Origin of the sequence: Pseudomonas gozinkensis, from assembly GCF_014863585.1 — a bacterium.
Classification (GTDB): domain Bacteria; phylum Pseudomonadota; class Gammaproteobacteria; order Pseudomonadales; family Pseudomonadaceae; genus Aquipseudomonas; species Aquipseudomonas gozinkensis.
On record NZ_CP062253.1, the window covers coordinates 5,393,586 to 5,412,719 of the forward strand.

At 61.6% G+C, this 19,134-nt stretch carries 16 protein-coding genes and 1 pseudogene; 10 read left to right on the forward strand and 7 right to left on the reverse strand.

Going from position 1 to position 19,134, the window contains the following annotated elements; genetic code table 11:
- The first annotated feature begins 9 nt into the window (after positions 1-9).
- The 3 genes from IHQ43_RS23960 to IHQ43_RS23970 all read left to right on the forward strand — a co-directional run bounded on the left by IHQ43_RS23960 (position 10) and on the right by IHQ43_RS23970 (position 1,826).
- Positions 10-468, forward strand: a complete 459-nt coding sequence (locus IHQ43_RS23960; RefSeq protein ID WP_192565053.1) for a GNAT family N-acetyltransferase — start codon at positions 10-12, stop codon at positions 466-468.
- Between the two features lie 197 nt (positions 469-665).
- Positions 666-989: a hypothetical protein gene (locus IHQ43_RS23965; RefSeq protein WP_192562343.1), complete on the forward strand. Its 324-nt coding sequence runs from the start codon at positions 666-668 to the stop codon at positions 987-989.
- 87 nt (positions 990-1,076) lie between these two features.
- Positions 1,077-1,826 (forward strand): YkgJ family cysteine cluster protein, encoded by a 750-nt coding sequence (locus IHQ43_RS23970; protein ID WP_192562344.1) that lies wholly within the window; start codon positions 1,077-1,079, stop codon positions 1,824-1,826.
- Here the strand turns inward: IHQ43_RS23970 and IHQ43_RS23975 are convergent.
- The 3 genes and pseudogenes from IHQ43_RS23975 to IHQ43_RS23980 form a co-directional block, all read right to left on the reverse strand.
- A complete protein-coding gene (locus IHQ43_RS23975) occupies positions 1,823-2,887 on the reverse strand; it encodes a methyl-accepting chemotaxis protein (RefSeq protein ID WP_425220313.1) in 1,065 nt (354 codons plus the stop codon). The two genes, IHQ43_RS23970 and IHQ43_RS23975, sit on opposite strands and share 4 nt — an antisense overlap.
- Positions 2,888-3,130: 243 nt before the next feature.
- A pseudogene (locus tag IHQ43_RS29890) lies at positions 3,131-3,412 on the reverse strand (PAS domain-containing protein); the annotation flags it as partial.
- A gap of 147 nt (positions 3,413-3,559) precedes the next feature.
- Entirely contained in the window at positions 3,560-3,787 is a 228-nt protein-coding gene (locus tag IHQ43_RS23980) for a hypothetical protein (RefSeq protein ID WP_192562346.1), read from the reverse strand.
- Positions 3,788-4,568: 781 nt separating this feature from the next.
- Here IHQ43_RS23980 and IHQ43_RS23985 point away from each other — a divergent pair.
- The 7 genes from IHQ43_RS23985 to IHQ43_RS24015 all read left to right on the forward strand — a co-directional run bounded on the left by IHQ43_RS23985 (position 4,569) and on the right by IHQ43_RS24015 (position 14,505).
- Positions 4,569-5,729, forward strand: a complete 1,161-nt coding sequence (locus IHQ43_RS23985) for an efflux RND transporter periplasmic adaptor subunit (protein ID WP_192562347.1) — start codon at positions 4,569-4,571, stop codon at positions 5,727-5,729.
- Positions 5,726-8,827 carry a multidrug efflux RND transporter permease subunit gene (locus IHQ43_RS23990; RefSeq protein WP_192562348.1) on the forward strand — a complete coding sequence of 1,034 codons (3,102 nt, stop codon included), beginning with the start codon at positions 5,726-5,728 and terminating at the stop codon, positions 8,825-8,827. Before IHQ43_RS23985 ends, IHQ43_RS23990 begins: the two co-directional genes overlap by 4 nt.
- Positions 8,828-8,835: 8 nt before the next feature.
- On the forward strand, positions 8,836-9,513 hold the full coding sequence (locus IHQ43_RS23995; protein ID WP_003228008.1) for a heavy metal response regulator transcription factor: 678 nt from the start codon (positions 8,836-8,838) through the stop codon (positions 9,511-9,513).
- On the forward strand, positions 9,503-10,867 hold the full coding sequence (locus IHQ43_RS24000) for a heavy metal sensor histidine kinase (RefSeq protein WP_192562349.1): 1,365 nt from the start codon (positions 9,503-9,505) through the stop codon (positions 10,865-10,867). Before IHQ43_RS23995 ends, IHQ43_RS24000 begins: the two co-directional genes overlap by 11 nt.
- A gap of 207 nt (positions 10,868-11,074) precedes the next feature.
- Complete coding sequence (locus IHQ43_RS24005; RefSeq protein WP_179693793.1) at positions 11,075-11,299, forward strand: hypothetical protein; 225 nt, start codon at positions 11,075-11,077, stop codon at positions 11,297-11,299.
- A gap of 195 nt (positions 11,300-11,494) precedes the next feature.
- On the forward strand, positions 11,495-12,811 hold the full coding sequence (locus tag IHQ43_RS24010; RefSeq protein ID WP_192562350.1) for an OprD family porin: 1,317 nt from the start codon (positions 11,495-11,497) through the stop codon (positions 12,809-12,811).
- Between the two features lie 188 nt (positions 12,812-12,999).
- Entirely contained in the window at positions 13,000-14,505 is a 1,506-nt protein-coding gene (locus IHQ43_RS24015) for a sensor domain-containing diguanylate cyclase (RefSeq protein WP_192562351.1), read from the forward strand.
- Between the two features lie 199 nt (positions 14,506-14,704).
- Here the strand turns inward: IHQ43_RS24015 and lpxC are convergent, their stop codons facing one another.
- From lpxC to IHQ43_RS24035, 4 genes are all read right to left on the reverse strand, one after another.
- Positions 14,705-15,616, reverse strand: a complete 912-nt coding sequence (gene lpxC / locus IHQ43_RS24020) for a UDP-3-O-acyl-N-acetylglucosamine deacetylase (RefSeq protein WP_007956752.1) — start codon at positions 15,614-15,616, stop codon at positions 14,705-14,707.
- A 112-nt stretch (positions 15,617-15,728) separates the two neighbouring features.
- On the reverse strand, positions 15,729-16,925 hold the full coding sequence (gene ftsZ, locus IHQ43_RS24025) for a cell division protein FtsZ (RefSeq protein WP_007956754.1): 1,197 nt from the start codon (positions 16,923-16,925) through the stop codon (positions 15,729-15,731).
- Positions 16,926-16,992: 67 nt separating this feature from the next.
- Entirely contained in the window at positions 16,993-18,252 is a 1,260-nt protein-coding gene (gene ftsA, locus IHQ43_RS24030) for a cell division protein FtsA (protein WP_003228014.1), read from the reverse strand.
- A 15-nt stretch (positions 18,253-18,267) separates the two neighbouring features.
- Positions 18,268-19,134 carry a cell division protein FtsQ/DivIB gene (locus IHQ43_RS24035; RefSeq protein ID WP_007956757.1) on the reverse strand — a complete coding sequence of 289 codons (867 nt, stop codon included), beginning with the start codon at positions 19,132-19,134 and terminating at the stop codon, positions 18,268-18,270.

Consider the following 19,134-nt stretch of genomic DNA (forward strand, 5'->3'; position numbering starts at 1 on the left):
TGCTTTCTGATGCGGCGTGACCTGAGCCAGGACGTGCCGGCCATCGAATGGCCGAACGGCATCGAACTCACGACCTACAGCGCCGAACGCGCATCCGCCGTGCATGACCTGATGCAAATCGGTTACCGCGAAGGCGGTGGTCGAGTGCCGGCGCTGGACGTCTGGCAACAACTGTTTGAAAACGATCCGGAATATGATCCGGCACTGTGTTTCATCGCCAGCGATGCCGAAGGCGTCATTGGCGTGGCGCAATGCTGGACCAGTTCCTACATCAAGAATCTGGTGGTGCATCCTCGCGCCCAAGGACGTGGATTGGGTCGGGCGTTGCTGCTTCATGCGTTCAAGGTATTCCAGGATCGACGCGAAGGATTTGTCGACCTGAAGGTGCTGGAAGACAACCGGCGAGCACATCGCTTGTACGAAAGGTCTGGAATGTATGTGGTCCGCCGGGAATTGGTGCCGGACTGACAAACCGCCATCGCTGGCAAGCCAGCTCCCACAGGTTGTAGCGGCGCTCACAAAAATTGCTGGCAAGCTTGCTTCCACAGGTATTTGCAGTGCTCGCAAAAACTGTGGGAGCGGGCTTGCCCGCGATGACGGCCTCAAGACAACTTTCCCCGCTCAGGCATACTCCAACCTTGGCCTAAACCCAAGGATGCCCGACCATGAAAAACTTTACTCTAAGCCTGCTCTGCCTCAGCGCACTTGCTCCTCTGGCTCATGCCTCCAGCCCCGATGCCTGGGCGGCCCACGACAAAACCGTGCTCGCCAGTTGCACCAAGGCCAGCGGCCTGAAAAACGCCAAACCGGTCGGCAACGCCGCGCAATTCGATGACCGGGTGGGCTACACCGCGCTATTGCTGCAAGGCCAGTACCCGCAAAAACACATGAAGGGCCAGCAAGGCACCGAGTTGTGCCTGTACAACAAGAAGTCCAAAACCGCGTTCGTCACCGAATGGGACTCGATCCGCCCGAGCGCCAAACCCTGAGCGAATGGCGCACAACTTGCTTCACTCCGGGACTGTACGGCGGCTTTATGTCGCCGATTCACACCCTGATTGAAGATTGCCCGCTCAATGAATACGACCTTTTCCTGCGTAGGTTGCGGCAAATGCTGCACCGATCACCATGTGCCCCTGACCCTGGCCGAAGCCCGCATGTGGGCGGCCGACGGCGGTCAGGTGATCGTGCTGGTGGAGGCGTTTCTCGCCAACGGCCTGGGTCTGCCGGAACAGCAGCGCGAGCATGCGCAGCGGCGTTCGGCGGTGGTTCGCAGCGGAATGTCCGACGCCCATGTCGCGATCACTTTCGCGGCCTACAACGTCGGCCCCTGCCGGAATCTTGACGAAGACAAGCTGTGCCGCATCTACGAGCGTCGGCCGCTGGTGTGCCGCATCTATCCCGCCGAAATCAATCCGCACATCCCGCTGAACCCTGCCGCCAAGGACTGCCCGCCAGAGTCCTGGGAGCAAGGGCCGGACCTTATCGTCGGTGGCGAACTGGTGGATCAGGAACTGGTGACGCTGATCCAGCGCTCGCGTCAGGCGGATCGCGACGACATCCGGATCAAGGATGCGATTTGCGGTTTGCTCGGCATCCGCACCACCGCGCTCAAGGGCGACGGGTTCACCGCGTACCTGCCGGACATGGGCGCGTTTGCCTCGGTGATCGATCAGGTCACGGCGCAGCCATTGAGCGAGGTTTCCAGCGAATGGCTGTTCCATGTCTCCGGCGACGACATCGCCGGGCAAGTGCTGGCGGCAGGTGCACAAGTGGTCACCGAACCGCCGCAGACCTACGCGTTCATCTCACTGCGGGCGGCCTAAGCGCCCTGCCGCCGCCCCCAGAATTCCCGCGCCAGCGAACGCAAATCCCCCGCCAGCCCCGCCACATCCTCTGAGTTGAGCTGGCTCTGGCGCCCCTCATCCACCGTCAACTCACACGCCGTGCGAATACTGACAATGTTGCGGTTGATGTCCTCACTCACCGCGCTCTGCTCTTCAACCGCCGCGGCAATCTGCAGACTCATCTCGGTGATCTGCTCGACCCGCCCGCTGATCCCGTCCAAGGCCCGGGCCGCGCGCTGGGCCTGTTCGACGCTGTTATCCACATGCTCGCTGCTCTGCTGCATCACCAGCACCGCATCCCGCGCGCCATTTTGCAGGGTGCTGATCATCCGCTGAATTTCGTTGGTCGACTGCTGAGTGCGCTGGGCCAGACCGCGCACCTCATCGGCCACCACCGCAAACCCGCGCCCGGCATCCCCGGCCCGGGCCGCTTCGATCGCCGCGTTGAGCGCCAGCAGATTGGTCTGCTCGGCGATGCTGCGAATCACCTCCAGCACCCCGGAAATCTCGCTACTGTGCCCTTCAAGCTGATGAATCACCTCGGTCGCCCGCCCCAACTCCTCGGCCAGCCGCAGCACCGCAATGCGACTCTCGCCAACCAGCAGATGCCCCTCGCGGGTTTCCGTCCCCGCCATATCGGCGGCCACCGAGGCCTGCTGCGCATGGCTGGCCACCTCCGCGACACTGGCCGCCATCTGATGAATCGCCGCCGCCACCTGATCGGTTTCCGCCTGCTGCGCCAGCGTACTGGTATGACTGCTGTGCAGATGATCCACCAGTTGCGCCGCATGCCCGGCCAGCCGTTGCGACGCATCGCCGATCCGCCCCACCACCGCACCGACCTGGGCTTCAAGCATCTGCAAGGCGAACTCGATCTGCCCGAACTGATCCCGCCGCCCGGTATAAATGCCCTGACTCAACGGGTTGTCGGCAATCTGTTTCGCGCGGTCGGTCAGTCGCTCCAGCGGCCGCAACAACCAACCCACGCCCAGCGCACACGCGCCACTGCCGGCCACCAGTGCAGCGGCTTCGATGCCCATGGATTCGGGCCGCAGCCAGGCTTCAATCCCCAGCACCACCGCCAGCACTGAACTGGTCAACGCCATGATCTTCGCCCGCAAACTCAGGCTCGGCAGCCGCTGCCAACGCGCCACCCGTCCCTCGCGCAACTGCGCATACGCCCGCTCCGCCGCCGCAATCTGCCGCGCATCCGGCCGCGTGCGCACCGACTGATACTCCACCGCCGCACCGTTCTGCGTGACCGGCGTGACATAGGCACTGACCCAGTAGTGATCACCGTTCTTGCAACGATTCTTCACCAGCCCCATCCACGACCGCCCACGTTTGAGCGTCTGCCACATATGGGCAAACGCCTGCGCGGGCATGTCCGGATGGCGCAGCAAATTGTGCGGCGCACCCAGCAGCTCGTCGCGGCTGTAACCGCTGATCCTGATGAAATCGTCGTTGGCGTAGGTGATCGCGCTGGTCAGATCGGTGGTCGAGAGAATGTTCGCATCCGGCGCAACATCGACATTGCGCCCGGTCACCGGGAGATTGATCTTCATGGAAAGCGCGCTCGTTTTATCGGAAAGAGTCGGCAGGGCTGCTGACTCTAAGCGCACTAACTGGTTAAACGTTGATCTGGCTCAGGAACTGAGCAATTAGCCATCACTGTGACCGAAAATCACAGCGACGGCCGAGGCGGGATTGAATCAGCGCTTGCCCATCGAACGGCGAGTACCCGACGGCGCCACACCCGGAATCTTGGCGTGACGATCACCGTCCTTGCCCTTGAACTGCGGCTGCTTGGCCGCTTTGGCAGCCGCCAGGTCACCTGGCTTGAACGGAAACTTGAACGCAGGAATGGTCGGCTTGGATTCGCCGGCCTCGGCCAGCTCTGCCGGGACATCGCTTACAGCGTTGTCGATTGGGGAAGTCATGAAAGCTCCGGGAAGCAAAAAGTCCGGCCCGGTGAATGAGCCGCGAAGGCGCGCAGTATACCTGCGCGCGCGGACTTTAAAGAGTCCCAAAAAGGGTACGACCAGTGCCTTTTTGGGACTGCTCGACTAACGGATCACGTCTCCCACAACCCAAAAGCACTACAGCAACAAACGGTACACCCAACACATTTCCAAACATCCGAAAATGGAACGCGGAGCGTCCCGGGCTGCATTCCCACGCGGAGCGTGGGAACGATCAAAGCAAAAGCAGTCCGTTTTCTGCTTCTGTCTTCAGCTTTCCGCTCTCCGCTCTTCACCACTCAACACAATGAGCGTTAGCTCGAGTACCGCTCTTGACGTGCCGGCCCCATCGGAAGGCTGAGTGGAGGGATTTATCCGGGGGTGGGAGCGCAGCGACCGTGCGGCGCAGCCGCATGCATCGAGAGGAGGTGCAGCGAAGCAAACCGTAGGCGATGCCCCCGGATGAATCCCGGAACGAAGGAACGCCGAGCCACAGCGAGGCGCCGAACGCAGGGGCCCAGCCTTTTGGTTACTTTTTGGCGTTTGAAAAAGTGACCCGCTGTAAGAGCGGAACCGCCAGCCGCTGCACCCGAAGAAACGGATATTCACCCAATCCAAAAACAGCATGGTCGGCCCAAAGGCCGCCAAGCCAAAAGCCGAAACTGACAGCGCCGTCAGTTAGCCGTCACCCTCCTGACCCCCAAACAAGTTTATAAAGACAAAACCTGCCCAAACCCCGTCCCCCTGGCGCCCCAAAAGCATGCAAACCCAGAAGAAAAAAGCCCTGCTCGCTATCCTGCTGATCGCCGTCGCAGCCGGGGCCCTGTGGTTCACCCTGAAACCCGCCCCGGCCAAACTGGCAACCCCCACCGCCATCCCGGTGCGGGTCGTCGCCGTCAGCGAAAAAGACGTCCCCCGCTACACCAGCGGCATCGGCTCGGTCCTCTCACTGCACAGCGTCGTGGTGCGCCCACAGATCGACGGCATCCTCACCAAACTCCTGGTCAAAGAGGGCCAGTTGGTGAAACAGGGCGACCTGCTCGCCACCATCGACGACCGCTCGATCCGCGCCAGCCTCGATCAGGCCCGGGCGCAACTGGGCGAAAGCCAGGCGCAACTGCAAGTGGCGCTGGTCAACCTCAAGCGCTACAAACTGCTCAGTGTCGACGACGGCGTCTCCAAGCAGACCTACGACCAGCAACAGGCATTGGTCAACCAACTCAAGGCCACCGCCCAGGGCAACCAGGCTTCGATTGACGCGGCACAGGTACAACTTTCCTACACCCAGATTCGCTCCCCGGTCACCGGCCGCGTCGGCATTCGTACGGTCGACGAAGGCAACTTCCTGCGCATGACCGACACCCAGGGGCTGTTCACCGTGACCCAGATCGACCCGATCGCCGTCGAGTTTTCCCTTCCGCAGCAAATGCTGCCGACCCTGCAAGGCCTGATCAGCGATCCGCAGCGCGCCCAGGTCAAGGCCTACATCGGCGCCGACACCGACGGCGAAACCGGCAACCTGCTCGGCGAAGGTCACCTGACCCTGATCGACAACCAGATCAACGCCAACACCGGCACCATCCGCGCCAAGGCCGAGTTCGACAACCCCAATCAGAAACTCTGGCCCGGCCTGCTGGTGACGGTAAAGATTCAGACGGCGCTGGATAAAGATGCGCTGGTAGTCCCGCCCACCGTCGTACAACGCGGTCTGGATCAACACTTCGTGTACCGGGTCAACGGCGACAAGGTTGAAGCGGTGCAGGTGCAGATGGTTTATCAGGGCAGCGGTCAGGACATCATCAAGGGCGTGAAGCCCGGCGACGTGCTGGTCAGTGATGGCCAGTCGCGGCTCAAGCCCGGTTCGACCGTGCAGGTCATGAGCGAACCGCCGCAGGTGGTGCAAGCGGAGCCCAAGCCATGAAACAGCACAAAGGCGTTTCGACCTGGTGCATCGATCACCCGGTGGCGACGATTCTGCTGACCATTGCGCTGGTGCTGGTCGGGGTGATTGCCTTCCCGCGCCTGCCGATTGCCCCGTTGCCGGAAGCGGAATTTCCTACGATTCAAGTCTCAGCACAGTTACCCGGCGCCAGCCCGGACACCATGGCCTCATCCGTGGCCACGCCGCTGGAGGTGCAATTCAGCGCCATCCCCGGCATGACCCAGATGACCTCCAGCAGTGCGCTGGGCTCCAGCCTGCTGACCCTGCAATTCACCCTCGACAAGAGCATCGACACCGCCGCCCAGGAAGTGCAGGCCGCGATCAACACCGCCGCCGGCAAACTGCCGAAAGACATGCCGACCCTGCCGACCTGGAAGAAGGTCAACCCGGCCGACAGCCCGGTGCTGATCCTCAGCGTCAGCTCCACGCAAATGCCCGGCACTGAACTCAGCGATCTGGTGGAAACCCTGCTCGCCCGTCAGATCAGTCAGATCGACGGCGTAGGCCAGATCAACATCACCGGTCAGCAACGTCCGGCAATCCGCGTTCAAGCTTCGGCCGACAAACTGGCGGCCATCGGCCTGACCCTCGCCGACATTCGTGTGGCGATCCAGCAGACCAGCCTCAACCTCGCCAAAGGTGCGCTGTACGGCGACTCGAGCATTTCCACGCTGTCGACCAACGACCAGTTGTTCCACCCCGAGGAATACAGCCAGCTCATCGTTTCCTACAAGGACGGCGCCCCGGTTCACCTCAAGGATGTCGCGAAAGTCGTCAACGGTTCGGAAGATGCCTACGTGCAGGCCTGGGCCGGTGATCGGCCGGGTGTGAACCTGGTGATCTCCCGCCAGCCCGGCGCCAACATCGTCGAAACCGTGGACCGGATACAGGCCGCCCTGCCCGGCCTCGAAGCCATGCTGCCGGCCTCGGTGCAGGTCAAGACCCTGATCGACCGTACCCAGACCATCCGCGCCTCGCTGCATGAAGTGGAAATCACCCTGCTGATCGCGATCCTGCTGGTGGTGGCGGTGATGGCGCTGTTCCTGCGCCAGTTGTCGGCGACGATGATTGTCTCGGCGGTGCTCGGCGTGTCGCTGACTGCCAGTTTCGCCCTGATGTACCTGCTCGGTTTCAGCCTGAACAACCTGACCCTCGTCGCCATTGTGGTGGCCGTGGGATTTGTGGTCGACGATGCGATCGTGGTGGTGGAAAACATCCACCGTCACCTCGAGGCCGGCGACAGCATGCGCGATGCCGCGATCAAGGGCGCCGGCGAGATCGGCTTCACCGTGGTATCGATCAGTTTCTCGCTGGTGGCGGCGTTCATTCCGCTGCTGTTCATGGGCGGCGTGGTCGGGCGCTTGTTCAAGGAGTTCGCCCTGACAGCCACCTCGACCATCATGATTTCCGTCGTGGTGTCGCTGACGTTGGCGCCAACACTGGCGGCGCTGTTCATGCGCAAACCGGTGCATCACGCCCATGACAAACCGGGCTTCAGCGAGCGCCTGCTCGGCTGGTACGAAAAAGGCCTGCGCCGCGCCCTCGCCCACCAGAAACTGATGATTGGCGTGTTCGGCATTTCCGTCGCGCTGGCGATTGGCGGCTACGTGTTTATCCCCAAGGGTTTCTTCCCGGTTCAGGACACCGGTTTCGTCCTCGGCACCACCGAAGCTGCCGCCGATATTTCCTACAGCGACATGGTGAAAAAACACCTGGCAATGGCCGAAATCGTCGCCGCCGACCCGGCTGTCCAGGCGTTTTCCCATTCGGTGGGCGTGTCCGGCAGCAACCAGACCATCGCCAACGGCCGTTTCTGGATCGCCCTGAAAAAACGCGGTGATCGCGATGTTTCGGCCAGCCAGTTCATCGACCGCATTCGTCCACAACTGATGAAAGTTCCCGGCATCGTGCTTTACCTGCGCGCCGGCCAGGACATCAACCTCAGCTCCGGCCCGAGCCGTGCGCAGTATCAATACGTGCTCAAGAGCAACGACGGGCCGACGCTCGCGACCTGGACCCAGAAACTCACCGAGAAACTGCGCAGCATCCCGGCGTTCCGTGACATTTCCAACGACCTGCAACTGGGCGGCAGCATCACCCACATCAGCATCGACCGCAGCGCCGCCGCGCGTTTCGGCCTGACGGCGAGTGATGTCGACGAGGCGCTGTACGACGCCTTCGGCCAGCGGCAGATCAACGAGTTCCAGACCCAGGTCAACCAGTACAACGTGATCCTGGAGCTGGACACCAAGCAGCGCGGCAAGGCCGAAAGCCTCAACTATTTCTACCTGCGCTCACCGCTCAGTGGGGAAATGGTGCCGCTGTCGGCGCTGGCCCGGTTCGACGCGCCGACCATCGGCCCATTGTCGATTGCACACGACGGCATGTTCCCGGCCGCCAACCTGTCGTTCAACCTGGCGCCCGGCGTGGCACTCGGCGACGCGGTAATCCTGCTCAATCAGGCCAAGGCCGAGATCGGCATGCCGACCGCCATCAGCGGCAACTTCCAGGGCGCGGCCCAGGCGTTCCAGAGCTCGCTGAAAAGTCAGCCGTGGCTGATTCTCGCGGCGCTGGTGGCGGTGTACATCATTCTGGGTGTGCTCTATGAAAGCTTCGTCCATCCGCTGACAATCATCTCGACCTTGCCGGCAGCGGGTCTGGGCGCCGTAATCATGCTGTGGATCTGCGGCCAGGACTTCTCGATCATGGCGCTGATCGGGCTGGTGCTGCTGATCGGTATCGTGAAGAAGAACGGCATCCTGATGATCGACTTTGCCCTGGAAGCGCAGCGTCATCGCGGGCTGTCGCCGCAGGATGCGATTTTCGAGGCATGTATTACGCGATTCCGACCGATCATCATGACCACCCTCGCCGCCCTGCTCGGCGCCCTGCCGCTGATGCTCGGCTACGGCACCGGCGCCGAACTGCGCCAGCCGCTGGGTATCGCCGTTGTGGGCGGCCTGCTGGTCAGCCAGATGCTGACGCTGTTCACCACGCCGGTCATATACTTGTGGCTTGAGCGGCTGTTCCACAAGCCCAAACCGGCGCCCGTCGCGGCGCTGGCAACGACAGACTGAGGCGGGTCATGCGCGTTCTGATTATCGAAGACGAAGAGAAAACCGCGGACTACCTGCACCGCGGCCTGACGGAGCAGGGTTACACCGTGGATCTGGCCCGCGACGGCGTCGAAGGCCTGCATCTGGCGCTGGAAAGCGACTACGCGGTGATCGTCCTCGACGTGATGCTGCCGGGACTTGACGGCTTTGGCGTACTGCGCGCATTGCGTGCGCGCAAGCAGACGCCGGTGATCATGCTCACCGCCCGCGAGCGGGTCGAAGACCGGATCCGAGGCCTGCGCGACGGTGCTGACGATTACCTCGGCAAACCGTTTTCCTTCCTCGAACTGGTGGCGCGCCTGCAAGCGCTGACCCGGCGCAGCGGTGGCCACGAACCGGTGCAAGTGAGCATCGCCGACCTGTGGATCGATCTGATCAGCCGCAAGGCCACCCGCGCCGGCACCCGACTGGATCTGACGGCGAAAGAGTTTTCGCTGCTCAGCGTTCTGGCCCGGCGTCAGGGCGAAATCCTCTCGAAAACCGCGATTGCCGAAATGGTCTGGGACATCAATTTCGACAGCGACGCCAACGTCGTCGAAGTTGCGATCAAACGCCTGCGGGCCAAGCTCGACGGGCCGTTCGACGAGAAACTGCTGCACACGATCCGGGGCATGGGTTATGTGCTGGAGAGCCGTGGTGTCCAGTAATTCCATCGCCCTGCGCCTGAGCGGGATGTTCACGCTGGTGGCGCTGCTGGTGTTCCTGTTGATCGGCGGTGCGCTGTACCAACAAGTGGACAAAGGCCTGGGCCTGCTGCCGGAAGCGGAACTGGATGCGCGTTACAGCGTGCTCGAATCCGCGCTCAACCGCTATGGCACCCCCGAGCACTGGGTGAAGATCAACGCCAAGCTCAAGCTGCTCGGCGAAGAAGACAAGCGCATCCGTTTCTGGGTGGTCAGCGGCAATCCAGGCTACGAATTCGGCGAACCGGATGCCTTGATCCGCGCGTTTGCCCAAGGCCCGCTGGGCATGCGCGACCTGCAACTGCCCAACCATCCTTACCCGCTGAAAGTACTGCTGACCGAACTGCCGGCCAAGGATCAGCGCCCGCCGCTGCGCTTCATGATCAGTATCGACACCGAGACCTTTCACCAGACCCAGCATCAGTTGCTGATCGCGTTGGTCAGTCTGGCGGTGATCGGCGTGCTGCTGGCGTCGGCATTGGGTTACTGGGTGGCGCGCATCGGCCTCAAACCGCTGATCAGACTGTCCCACGAAGCCCAGCGCCTGGCGCCGCCATTGCGAGCCGGGCGTCTGCGTCTGTCGCCGTTGCCACCGGAACTGGAGCAGTTTGTCGACTCGTTCAACTCGACGCTGGAGCGGGTCGAACAGGCTTATTCGCGGCTGGAATCGTTCAACGCCGACGTCGCCCATGAACTGCGCTCGCCACTGACCAACCTGATCGGTCAGACCCAGGTCGCACTGACTCGCGGGCGCTCTGCCGAGCATTATTTCGAAGTGCTGCAATCGAACCTCGAAGAGCTGGAACGCCTGCGCTCGATCATCAACGACATGCTGTTTCTGGCCAGCGCCGACCAGGGTAGCAAGGCCACCAAACTGACCTCGACCTCGCTGGCCGATGAAGTGGCGACCACCCTCGAATACCTCGACTTCATCCTCGAAGATGCACAGGTCCAGGTCCACGTCAGCGGCGATGCCCAGGTGCAGATCGAGATCGCTCATCTGCGCCGGGCCTTGATCAATCTGCTGAGCAACGCAGTGCAACACACCGCACCGGGACAAGTGATCGAAGTGCAGATCGCGGTCGAGGAACATCAGGTCAGCATCGGCGTGGCCAACCCCGGCTCACCGATTGCCAGCGAGCATTTGCCTCGGTTGTTCGAGCGTTTCTACCGGGTCGATGCGTCGCGCAGCAACAGCGGCAACAACCACGGCCTGGGGCTGGCGATCGTCAAGGCGATTGCGCTCATGCATGGCGGAGATGTGTTCGTGCGCAGTGATCGCGGCATGAACACCTTCGGAATCCACCTCCCCGTCTGACCCCACCCGATCGTTCCCGCGCTCTGCGTGGGAACGCAGCCCGGGACGCTCCGCCTCCCTCTCAAGCCGCCCTCGGAAACGACCTCCCCCGCTGATCTTTGCTTGCGCTGTAACAGTCATTTATGAAAATCACGCTGTTTCCCAACGCCCGGCAACCTTATCTTTGCCCGCACCAAACAGCACTTGCCAAGCAAGAAGGTTTTCAAGATGTCCAACAGTATGGGTATTGCCAGCGCTTTCGTTTTGTCCTCATTGATCCTGTCGCCGATGGCGATGGCTGAAGAATCCCAGACGTTCGTGGCGCAAAACGCTGCCCGGGCCCAGGCGTATGAACAGCATCAGGCAGAAGTGATGGCCAAGGCCAAAGACGCTACGCAAGCCCCGCAGGCCGGCCTTTCCCAAGCGCAGTCCGAATCCGGATCCGACAGCTGAGGCGCGCACCGCTCCGTTTCCCTCGACGCGGTTGTTTGGCTCTTCCCGTTCAACCGTCGTCCTTGCAGGCCGCTGATTTTCAGCGGCCTTTTTTCGTTGTGGTCTGAAAGCTGTCTGGTTCGTCTTTAACAATTAGAAACATCCCGCACCTCAAGACATTGAAGTGTCAGTTGACCCCAAGGAGCTTTACCGCACGTGCGTTACCCAGTTCGCTTCACCCCGCTGTTCATTGCAATTGCCGCAACGATTGCCCCCGCTGCCCACGCCGCCGAATCCGAGAAACAAGGTTTCGTCGAAGGCGCGAGCCTCAACCTCAACGCCCGCAACTACTACATGAACCGCAACCGTCTGCAGCAGACGGATGACAACATCGAGTGGGGCCAGGGTTTCCTCGGCAAATTCGAGTCGGGCTACACCGAAGGCACAGTCGGTTTCGGCATCGACGCCCACGCCATGCTCGGTCTGAAACTCGACGGCGGTGGCGGCACCGACAATTCCAGCATCCTGCCGGTCAGTGACGGTAGCGGCAAAGCGCCGGGCTCGTTCTCCACGGCGGGCGGCACCTTGAAGATGCGTGCGTTCGATACCGAGCTGAAGGCTGGCGACCTGTTCCTCGCCAACCCGGTGATCGCCGGTGGCGAGACGCGCATGCTGCCACAGACCTTTCGCGGCCTCAGCCTGACCAACCACAGCTTCGACGGCTGGATGATCGAAGGCGGCCAGGCCAGTTTCACCAAGCCGTACAACCAGAGCGGCCACAAACGCATCGGCACCTCTTACGGCACCCTCGCCGACGGCGACAAGAGCCAGCACCTGAACTGGGCCGGCCTGGCCTGGAGCGGTGTCGAAGGTCTGACCAGCAGCCTGTATGCCTCCGAGTTGAAGGACATCTGGAACCAGTACTACTACGACCTCGACTACACCTGGACGCTGAACGATCTGGTGACCCTCAATCCCGGCCTGCACTTCTATCACACGCAGGACACCGGCGACGCGCTGCTGGGCAACATCGACAACAACACCTACAGCCTGCATTTCACCGTCGGCATCGGCAGCCACAGCGTCACCGCCGCGTACCAGCGGGTCAACGGCAATACGCCGTTCGATTACATCAGCCAGGGCGACAGCGTCTACCTCGACAACTCGCAGCAATACTCGGACTTCAACGGCCCGAACGAGCGCTCGTGGAAACTCAAGTACGCCTACGACTTCGCCGGCGTCGGCCTGCCGGGCCTGACCTCGGCGCTGTCCTATTCGCGCGGCACGCTGGACCTGACCAAGGTCGATCCAGACAGCAAGGGCTACGCCTCGTGGTACAGCGCCGAAGGCCGCAACGCCAAGCACTGGGAACGCGACATCGACCTCAAGTACGTGGTGCAAAGCGGCCAGGCCAAAGACCTGGCGGTACGCCTGCAATGGGCGACCAACCGCGGCGGCAATGGTTACGGCGCACTGGATACGGACACAGATGAATACCGTGTGATCATCGACTACCCGATCAACGTCTTCTAAGATCGCCGCTAAGCTGAGGAGGCCTGCCCGACAGGCAGGTCACCTGCACTGTGGGAGCGAGCTTGCTCGCGAAAGCGCAATGTCAGTCAACACCTTTGTTGCTGAGGGATCGCTTTCGCGAGCAAGCTCGCTCCCACATGGGTATCTGCCAGCCTACGCTTAGAAGATCCCCCATTGATAACTCAACCATGATCGCGAGCCGCACCCCCACCGTTCCCGGCACGACCGGACGCTCCGAGCTGCTGCTGATCCTCGGCAGCCTGCTGAGCGTGATCGCGATTGTGTGCATCGTCACGTTCCTGCTGATCCGCGAACACGCCAATGCTCAGGAGTCGGCTACCCGTGGCGCCACTACCATCGCCCAGTTGATCGACGCCGATGTGCTGCGCACCGTCGAGCTGTATGACCTGACGCTACTGGGGCTGATCGCCGCCGCCCAGCGTGAGGACCTGAAAGACGTGTCGCCGCAGATCCGCCATCTGGCATTGTTCGACCGTTCCACCACCGCGCGCTTCAAAGGCGACATTCTGTTGCTCGACAAGTATGGCGAGGTGATCGCCGACTCCTCGCGGGTCGATCCGCTGCCGGGCAATTTCGCCGATCGCGACTATTTCCTCGCCCACGCTTTCAACCGCGACACCGGCATGTTCATCAGCCGTCCGTTCAAACCCCGTTGTGATTGCGATGACGCGGACCAGTGGCGAATCAGTTTCAGTCGGCGCATCTCTTCGGATACCGGCGAATTCCTCGGCGTGGCCGTGGCGTCGATGAAGCTCGATTACTTCGATCAACTGTTCAACAGCCTCGACATCGGCATAGACAGCACCCTCAACATCATCAACAACGACGGCATCCTGCTGGCGCAGAAGCCTTATCTGCAAAGCGATTCGATCGGCAAAAGCTTTGCCGCCCGACCCAATGTGGTGCGAATCCTGCGCGACAGCAACGGCAATGGCAGTTTCAACAGCATCTCGAGCATGGATTATCAGCAACGGCTGTACACCTATTCGCGGGTCGGCAATCTGCCGTTGACGGTGATCGTTGCCCTGTCCAGCGAGGAAGTGTTCGGCGCGTGGCGACGCACGGCGATCCTGATCAGCGGCGCCACCGGCGTGCTGTGTGCCGGCCTGCTGTGGTTGACCTGGCTGCTGGCCCGGGAGCTGCGCCTGCGCCAGCGGGCCGAACGCGAACTTGCGCAGCTCGCGGCGACCGATGCCCTGACCGGGGTCGCCAACCGGCGGATGCTCGATCAGTCGCTGCGTCACGAGTGGTTCCGTGCCCAGCGCTCGGGCAAACCACTGTCATTGCTGATGATCGACGCCGACCACTTCAAGGCCTTCAACGACCGGCACGGGCATCAGGCCGGGGATCAGGCGTTGCGTGAACTGGCGAGGGTCATCACCGCCAATGTGCGGCGTCCGGCAGATCTGGTGGCGCGTTATGGCGGTGAGGAGTTTTCGGTGATTCTCGCTGAAACCGACAGCGTCGGGGCGCAGCGGATCGCCGAGCATGTGCGGGCCGCAGTGGAGCAACTGCCGCGCCTGGACGGCGATGAAATGCCGATGACGGTGAGTATCGGTATCAGCACCTGGACGGCGGCCAGCGAAATCAGTCTGGAACAGCTTCTGTTCGCGGCGGACAAGGCGCTGTACCAGGCCAAGGAAGGTGGCCGGAATCGAGTCGTCGTGGCTTGATACGGGGGCGGCCTTTCCGGCCCCATCGCTGGCAAGCCAGCTCCCACAGGTTCCTGGTTATTCACAGATCATCAATACACCCCAAACTCTGTGGGAGCTGGCTTGCCAGCGATGAGGCCGGTATGGCCGATACAAAACCTGCAGGCATAAAAAAAGGCCACCCAAAGGTGGCCCTCAAAAAACTAGAGAGGTTTTTTACTTACACCGCCGCAACCGGGCGCATGTAAGAGATTGGTGCAGTGCTGGCGTCTTCGAACGTCACGACTTCCCAGGCATCTTTCTGCTCAATCAACTTGCGCAGCAGCTGGTTGTTCAGTGCGTGGCCGGACTTGAAGCCCTTGAACTCACCAATCAGGCTGTTGCCCAGCAGGTACAGGTCGCCAATCGCATCGAGGATCTTGTGCTTCACGAATTCGTCTTCATAGCGAAGGCCGTCTTCGTTCAGTACGCCATCGGCATCGACCACGATCGCGTTTTCCACGCTGCCGCCGAGTGCGAGGTTGTGCTTGCGCAGGTACTCGATATCACTCATGAAACCGAAAGTACGGGCGCGGCTGACTTCTTTTACGAACGAAGTGCTTGAAAAATCCACGCTTGCACTTTGGGTGCGGTCCCGGAAAACCGGGTGATCGAAATCGATCTCGAAGCTCACCTTGAACCCTTCGAAAGGGACGAAAGTGGCGCGCTTGTCGCCGTCTTCCACTGTCACTTCACGCAGGATGCGGATGAATTTCTTGGCGGCGTCCTGTTCTTCCAGGCCAGCCGATTGAATCAGGAATACGAAAGGTCCTGCGCTGCCATCCATGATCGGGACTTCAGACGCGGAGAGCTCGACGTAGGCGTTATCGATGCCCAGGCCAGCCATGGCCGAGAGCAGGTGCTCCACCGTGTCTACCTTCACGTCACCGTTGACCAGCGTCGTCGACATGGTTGTCTCGCCGACGTTGGCCGCGCGCGCCGGTATCTCGACAACCGGATCGAGATCGGCACGACGAAAGACGATCCCGGTGTCGACAGGTGCAGGCTTGAGGGTCAGGTAAACCTTCTCCCCGGAGTGCAGACCTACACCAGTGGCGCGGATAATATTTTTCAGTGTGCGTTGTTTAATCATGGCATGGGCCGCTTCAGCGCAAATTGCGAACTGGTATCAACAAAGGCTGGCGATGATAGCAGACCGAGCCTTTGCTGAACACCAATCACCTGAATACCCCTGATACATTTCATCAATCGGCCTGACGACGCAGGAAAGCCGGGATGTCCAGGTAGTCCAGGTCATCTTGCGGATTCATCTTCGCGGCAGTCGCAGCACCGGCCTGAGCCTGGTTGCGCATGACGGTCGGACGGTCCAGGTCACGGTAGTTGACCGCTGGCTGTTCCTGACGAGCGGGTGCCGGTTGCTGCACTTGAGCAGCCGCCATCGAGGTGTGAACGGTGTTGTCGATGACCTTCACAGGCTTCTCGATTTTCGCGCCCAGACCGGTGGCAACCACGGTCACGTGCAGTTCGTCGCGCATGTCCGGATCGATAACGGTACCGACCTTGACCATCGCGTGCTCGGAAGCGAAGGCTTCGATGATCGAACCCACGTCGGAGTACTCACCCAGGGACAGGTCAGGACCGGCAGTGATGTTCACCAGGATGCCGCGTGCGCCTTGCAGGTTCACGTCTTCCAGCAGCGGGTTGCGGATGGCCGCTTCGGTCGCTTCACGTGCACGGTTCGGACCGCTGGCGCAGCCAGTGCCCATCATCGCCATGCCCATTTCGCTCATCACGGTGCGTACGTCGGCGAAGTCGACGTTGATCATGCCCGGACGCTTGATGATGTCGGAGATACCGCGAACGGCACCGGCCAGTACATCGTCAGCCTTGGCGAAAGCCGACAGCAGGCTGGCGTCCTTGCCGAGGATGGTCAGCAGTTTTTCGTTCGGAATGGTGATCAGCGAGTCGACGCTTTCCGAGAGCATGCGGATGCCTTCGTCGGCGATCTGCATACGCTTGCGGCCTTCGAACGGGAACGGACGGGTCACGACCGCAACGGTCAGGATGCCCATTTCCTTGGCCACTTCGGCGATGATCGGCGCAGCACCGGTACCGGTACCGCCGCCCATGCCGGTGGTGATGAACACCATGTTGGTGCCGGCCAGCACTTCAGCGATGCGCTCGCGATCTTCCAGCGCAGCCTGACGGCCGACTTCCGGGTTGGCGCCGGCGCCCAGGCCTTTGGTCACGCCGGTGCCCAGTTGCAGAATGGTACGCGCGCCGATGTTTTTCAGCGCTTGAGCATCGGTGTTGGCGCAGATGAATTCCACGCCTTCGATGTTGCTCTTGACCATGTGGTTGACAGCGTTGCCGCCGCCACCGCCAACACCGATAACTTTGATTACCGGGCTTGCGGGGATGTTGTCTACGAGTTCGAACATTTTCCCTCTCCTTACATTCTCTAGTTTTTTCGCCTACTGCTGTTTGTTGCGGTGCTGCGGTAAAGCTTTAGAAGTTGCCTTGAACCCACTTCTTCAAACGGTCCAGCAACGGCGCTTGCGGCTCATCGTTGCTGTAGCTGTCGCGGCTGCCGATGCCCGAGAACGAGATCCCGTCGGACTGCTTCTGCAGGCCGTACATCAACAAGCCAACGCCAGTGGAATAAATCGGGTTGCGAACCACGTCATCCAGCCCCTTCACGCCATGGGGCACGCCCAGGCGGACCGGCATGTGGAAGATTTCTTCGGCAAGTTCCGTGGCGCCTTCCATCTTCGAAGTACCACCGGTCAGCACGATGCCGGCCGGGATCAGGTCTTCGTAGCCGCTGCGACGCAGCTCGGCCTGGATCAGGGTGAACAGTTCGTCGTAACGCGGCTCGACCACTTCGGCCAGGGCCTGACGCGACAGTTCGCGCGGCGGACGGTCGCCGACACTCGGCACCTTGATGGTCTCGCCGGCACCGGCCAGTTTGGCCAGGGCGCAGGCGTAGCGGATCTTGATCTCTTCGGCGTACTGGGTCGGGGTGCGCAACGCCATGGCGATGTCGTTGGTCACCTGATCGCCCGCAATCGGGATCACGGCCGTGTGGCGGATCGCGCCTTCGGTGAAGATCGCGATGTCGGTGGTGCCGCCGCCGATGTCGACCAGGCACACGCCCAGCTCTTTTTCGTCGTCGGTCAATACCGAGTAGGCCGAAGCCAGTTGCTCGAGAATGATGTCGTCGATTTCCAGACCGCAACGACGCACGCATTTTTCAATGTTCTGTGCAGCGTTGACCGCGCAGGTAACCACGTGAACCTTGGCCTCCAGACGCACGCCTGACATGCCCAGCGGCTCGCGCACACCTTCCTGGTTATCGATCACGTAATCCTGCGGCAGGGTGTGCAGTACACGCTGGTCAGCCGGGATCGCCACAGCCTGGGCAGCATCGAGTACGCGCTCAAGGTCCGCCGAGCTGACTTCGCGATCACGAATAGCAACGATGCCGTGGGAGTTCAGGCTGCGGATGTGATTGCCCGCCACGCCGACGAACGCCGAGTGAATGCGGCAGCCCGCCATCAACTGGGCTTCTTCGATCGCGCGCTGGATCGACTGCACGGTGGACTCGATGTTGACCACCACGCCTTTTTTCAGGCCGCGGGACGGATGAGTGCCGATCCCGACGATTTCCAGCGTGCCGTCGTCCGCAACCTCGCCGACCAGCGCCACCACTTTGGAGGTGCCGATATCGAGACCGACGATCATTTTGCCGCTTTGCACGTTTGCCATGGGTCCTGCCTCTTCTTAATTCTTTGCGACAGCGGGTTGGGCTGTCGTCGGCGCTACTGGTTCCCGCCAGCCAACAGCGAGGCCGTTGGCATAGCGCAGATCGATGCGCGCAATGTTCGTAATCTGTTCTTTGAGCGTCTTGTCATAGATGGCAATGAAGCGGCGCATCTTTTCCACCAGGTTGCCGCGTCCCAGCAGCAGCTCGATCCCGGGGCCGGAACTGCCGGCACCGGTGGTCAGGAACCAGCTGCCACGTTCACGCAGCTCGAGCCGCGCAATCGAGAAGCCCAATGGCCGGAGCATCTGGCTCAGCACCTGGTATTGCTGCATCACTTGCTGCTGGGCCCGCTGCGGACCGAACAGCTGCGGCAGGTGTTCGTAGTTCGCCAGTTCCTTGGGCGTGAACGCCTGGCCCTGGTTGTTGAGCAACGACTCGTCGCCCCAGCGGGCCACCGGCAGTTGCTCTTCGAGGCGGATCACCACCTGGTCCGGCCACACCCGGCGTACTTCGGCGTGGGCGATCCACGGCATCTGCTCCAGCTCGGTGCGCATGCTCGCCAGGTCGATGGTGAAGAAGCTCGACGCCACGTACGGGGCGATCCGCTGCTGCACCGCTTGCTGGCTGATGTAACTCAGGTCGCCCTGCACGGCGATCTTGGTGATCGGACGGTCGGCGTACGGCAGCAAACGCTGTGCGCCTTCGTAAGTGCCGAAGCCCAGAGCCACCAGCAACACCGGCCAGAACAGACCTTTCAAAAAGCCGAAGTTGGCTTTTGGCAGGCGCGCGGACATCGGCTCTTTGGCCACCATTCGGCTGGCACCCCGCGGCACCGGCTTGCGGCCGGGTGCGGGTGGCTGATGTCTGAGCTGTGCGCCTTGCAT

What these genes read in the sequence shown, in the direction of transcription:
- IHQ43_RS23960 (WP_192565053.1), top strand. Translation starts at nt 10, where the DNA reads ATGCGGCGTGACCTGAGCCAGGACGTGCCGGCCATCGAATGGCCGAAC.
- IHQ43_RS23965 (WP_192562343.1), top strand. Translation starts at nt 666, where the DNA reads ATGAAAAACTTTACTCTAAGCCTGCTCTGCCTCAGCGCACTTGCTCCT.
- IHQ43_RS23970 (WP_192562344.1), top strand. Translation starts at nt 1,077, where the DNA reads ATGAATACGACCTTTTCCTGCGTAGGTTGCGGCAAATGCTGCACCGAT.
- IHQ43_RS23975 (WP_425220313.1), bottom strand. Translation starts at nt 2,887, where the DNA reads ATGGGCATCGAAGCCGCTGCACTGGTGGCCGGCAGTGGCGCGTGTGCG.
- IHQ43_RS23980 (WP_192562346.1), bottom strand. Translation starts at nt 3,787, where the DNA reads ATGACTTCCCCAATCGACAACGCTGTAAGCGATGTCCCGGCAGAGCTG.
- IHQ43_RS23985 (WP_192562347.1), top strand. Translation starts at nt 4,569, where the DNA reads ATGCAAACCCAGAAGAAAAAAGCCCTGCTCGCTATCCTGCTGATCGCC.
- IHQ43_RS23990 (WP_192562348.1), top strand. Translation starts at nt 5,726, where the DNA reads ATGAAACAGCACAAAGGCGTTTCGACCTGGTGCATCGATCACCCGGTG.
- IHQ43_RS23995 (WP_003228008.1), top strand. Translation starts at nt 8,836, where the DNA reads ATGCGCGTTCTGATTATCGAAGACGAAGAGAAAACCGCGGACTACCTG.
- IHQ43_RS24005 (WP_179693793.1), top strand. Translation starts at nt 11,075, where the DNA reads ATGTCCAACAGTATGGGTATTGCCAGCGCTTTCGTTTTGTCCTCATTG.
- IHQ43_RS24015 (WP_192562351.1), top strand. Translation starts at nt 13,000, where the DNA reads ATGATCGCGAGCCGCACCCCCACCGTTCCCGGCACGACCGGACGCTCC.
- lpxC (WP_007956752.1), bottom strand. Translation starts at nt 15,616, where the DNA reads ATGATTAAACAACGCACACTGAAAAATATTATCCGCGCCACTGGTGTA.
- ftsZ (WP_007956754.1), bottom strand. Translation starts at nt 16,925, where the DNA reads ATGTTCGAACTCGTAGACAACATCCCCGCAAGCCCGGTAATCAAAGTT.
- ftsA (WP_003228014.1), bottom strand. Translation starts at nt 18,252, where the DNA reads ATGGCAAACGTGCAAAGCGGCAAAATGATCGTCGGTCTCGATATCGGC.
- IHQ43_RS24035 (WP_007956757.1), bottom strand. Translation starts at nt 19,134, where the DNA reads ATGCAAGGCGCACAGCTCAGACATCAGCCACCCGCACCCGGCCGCAAG.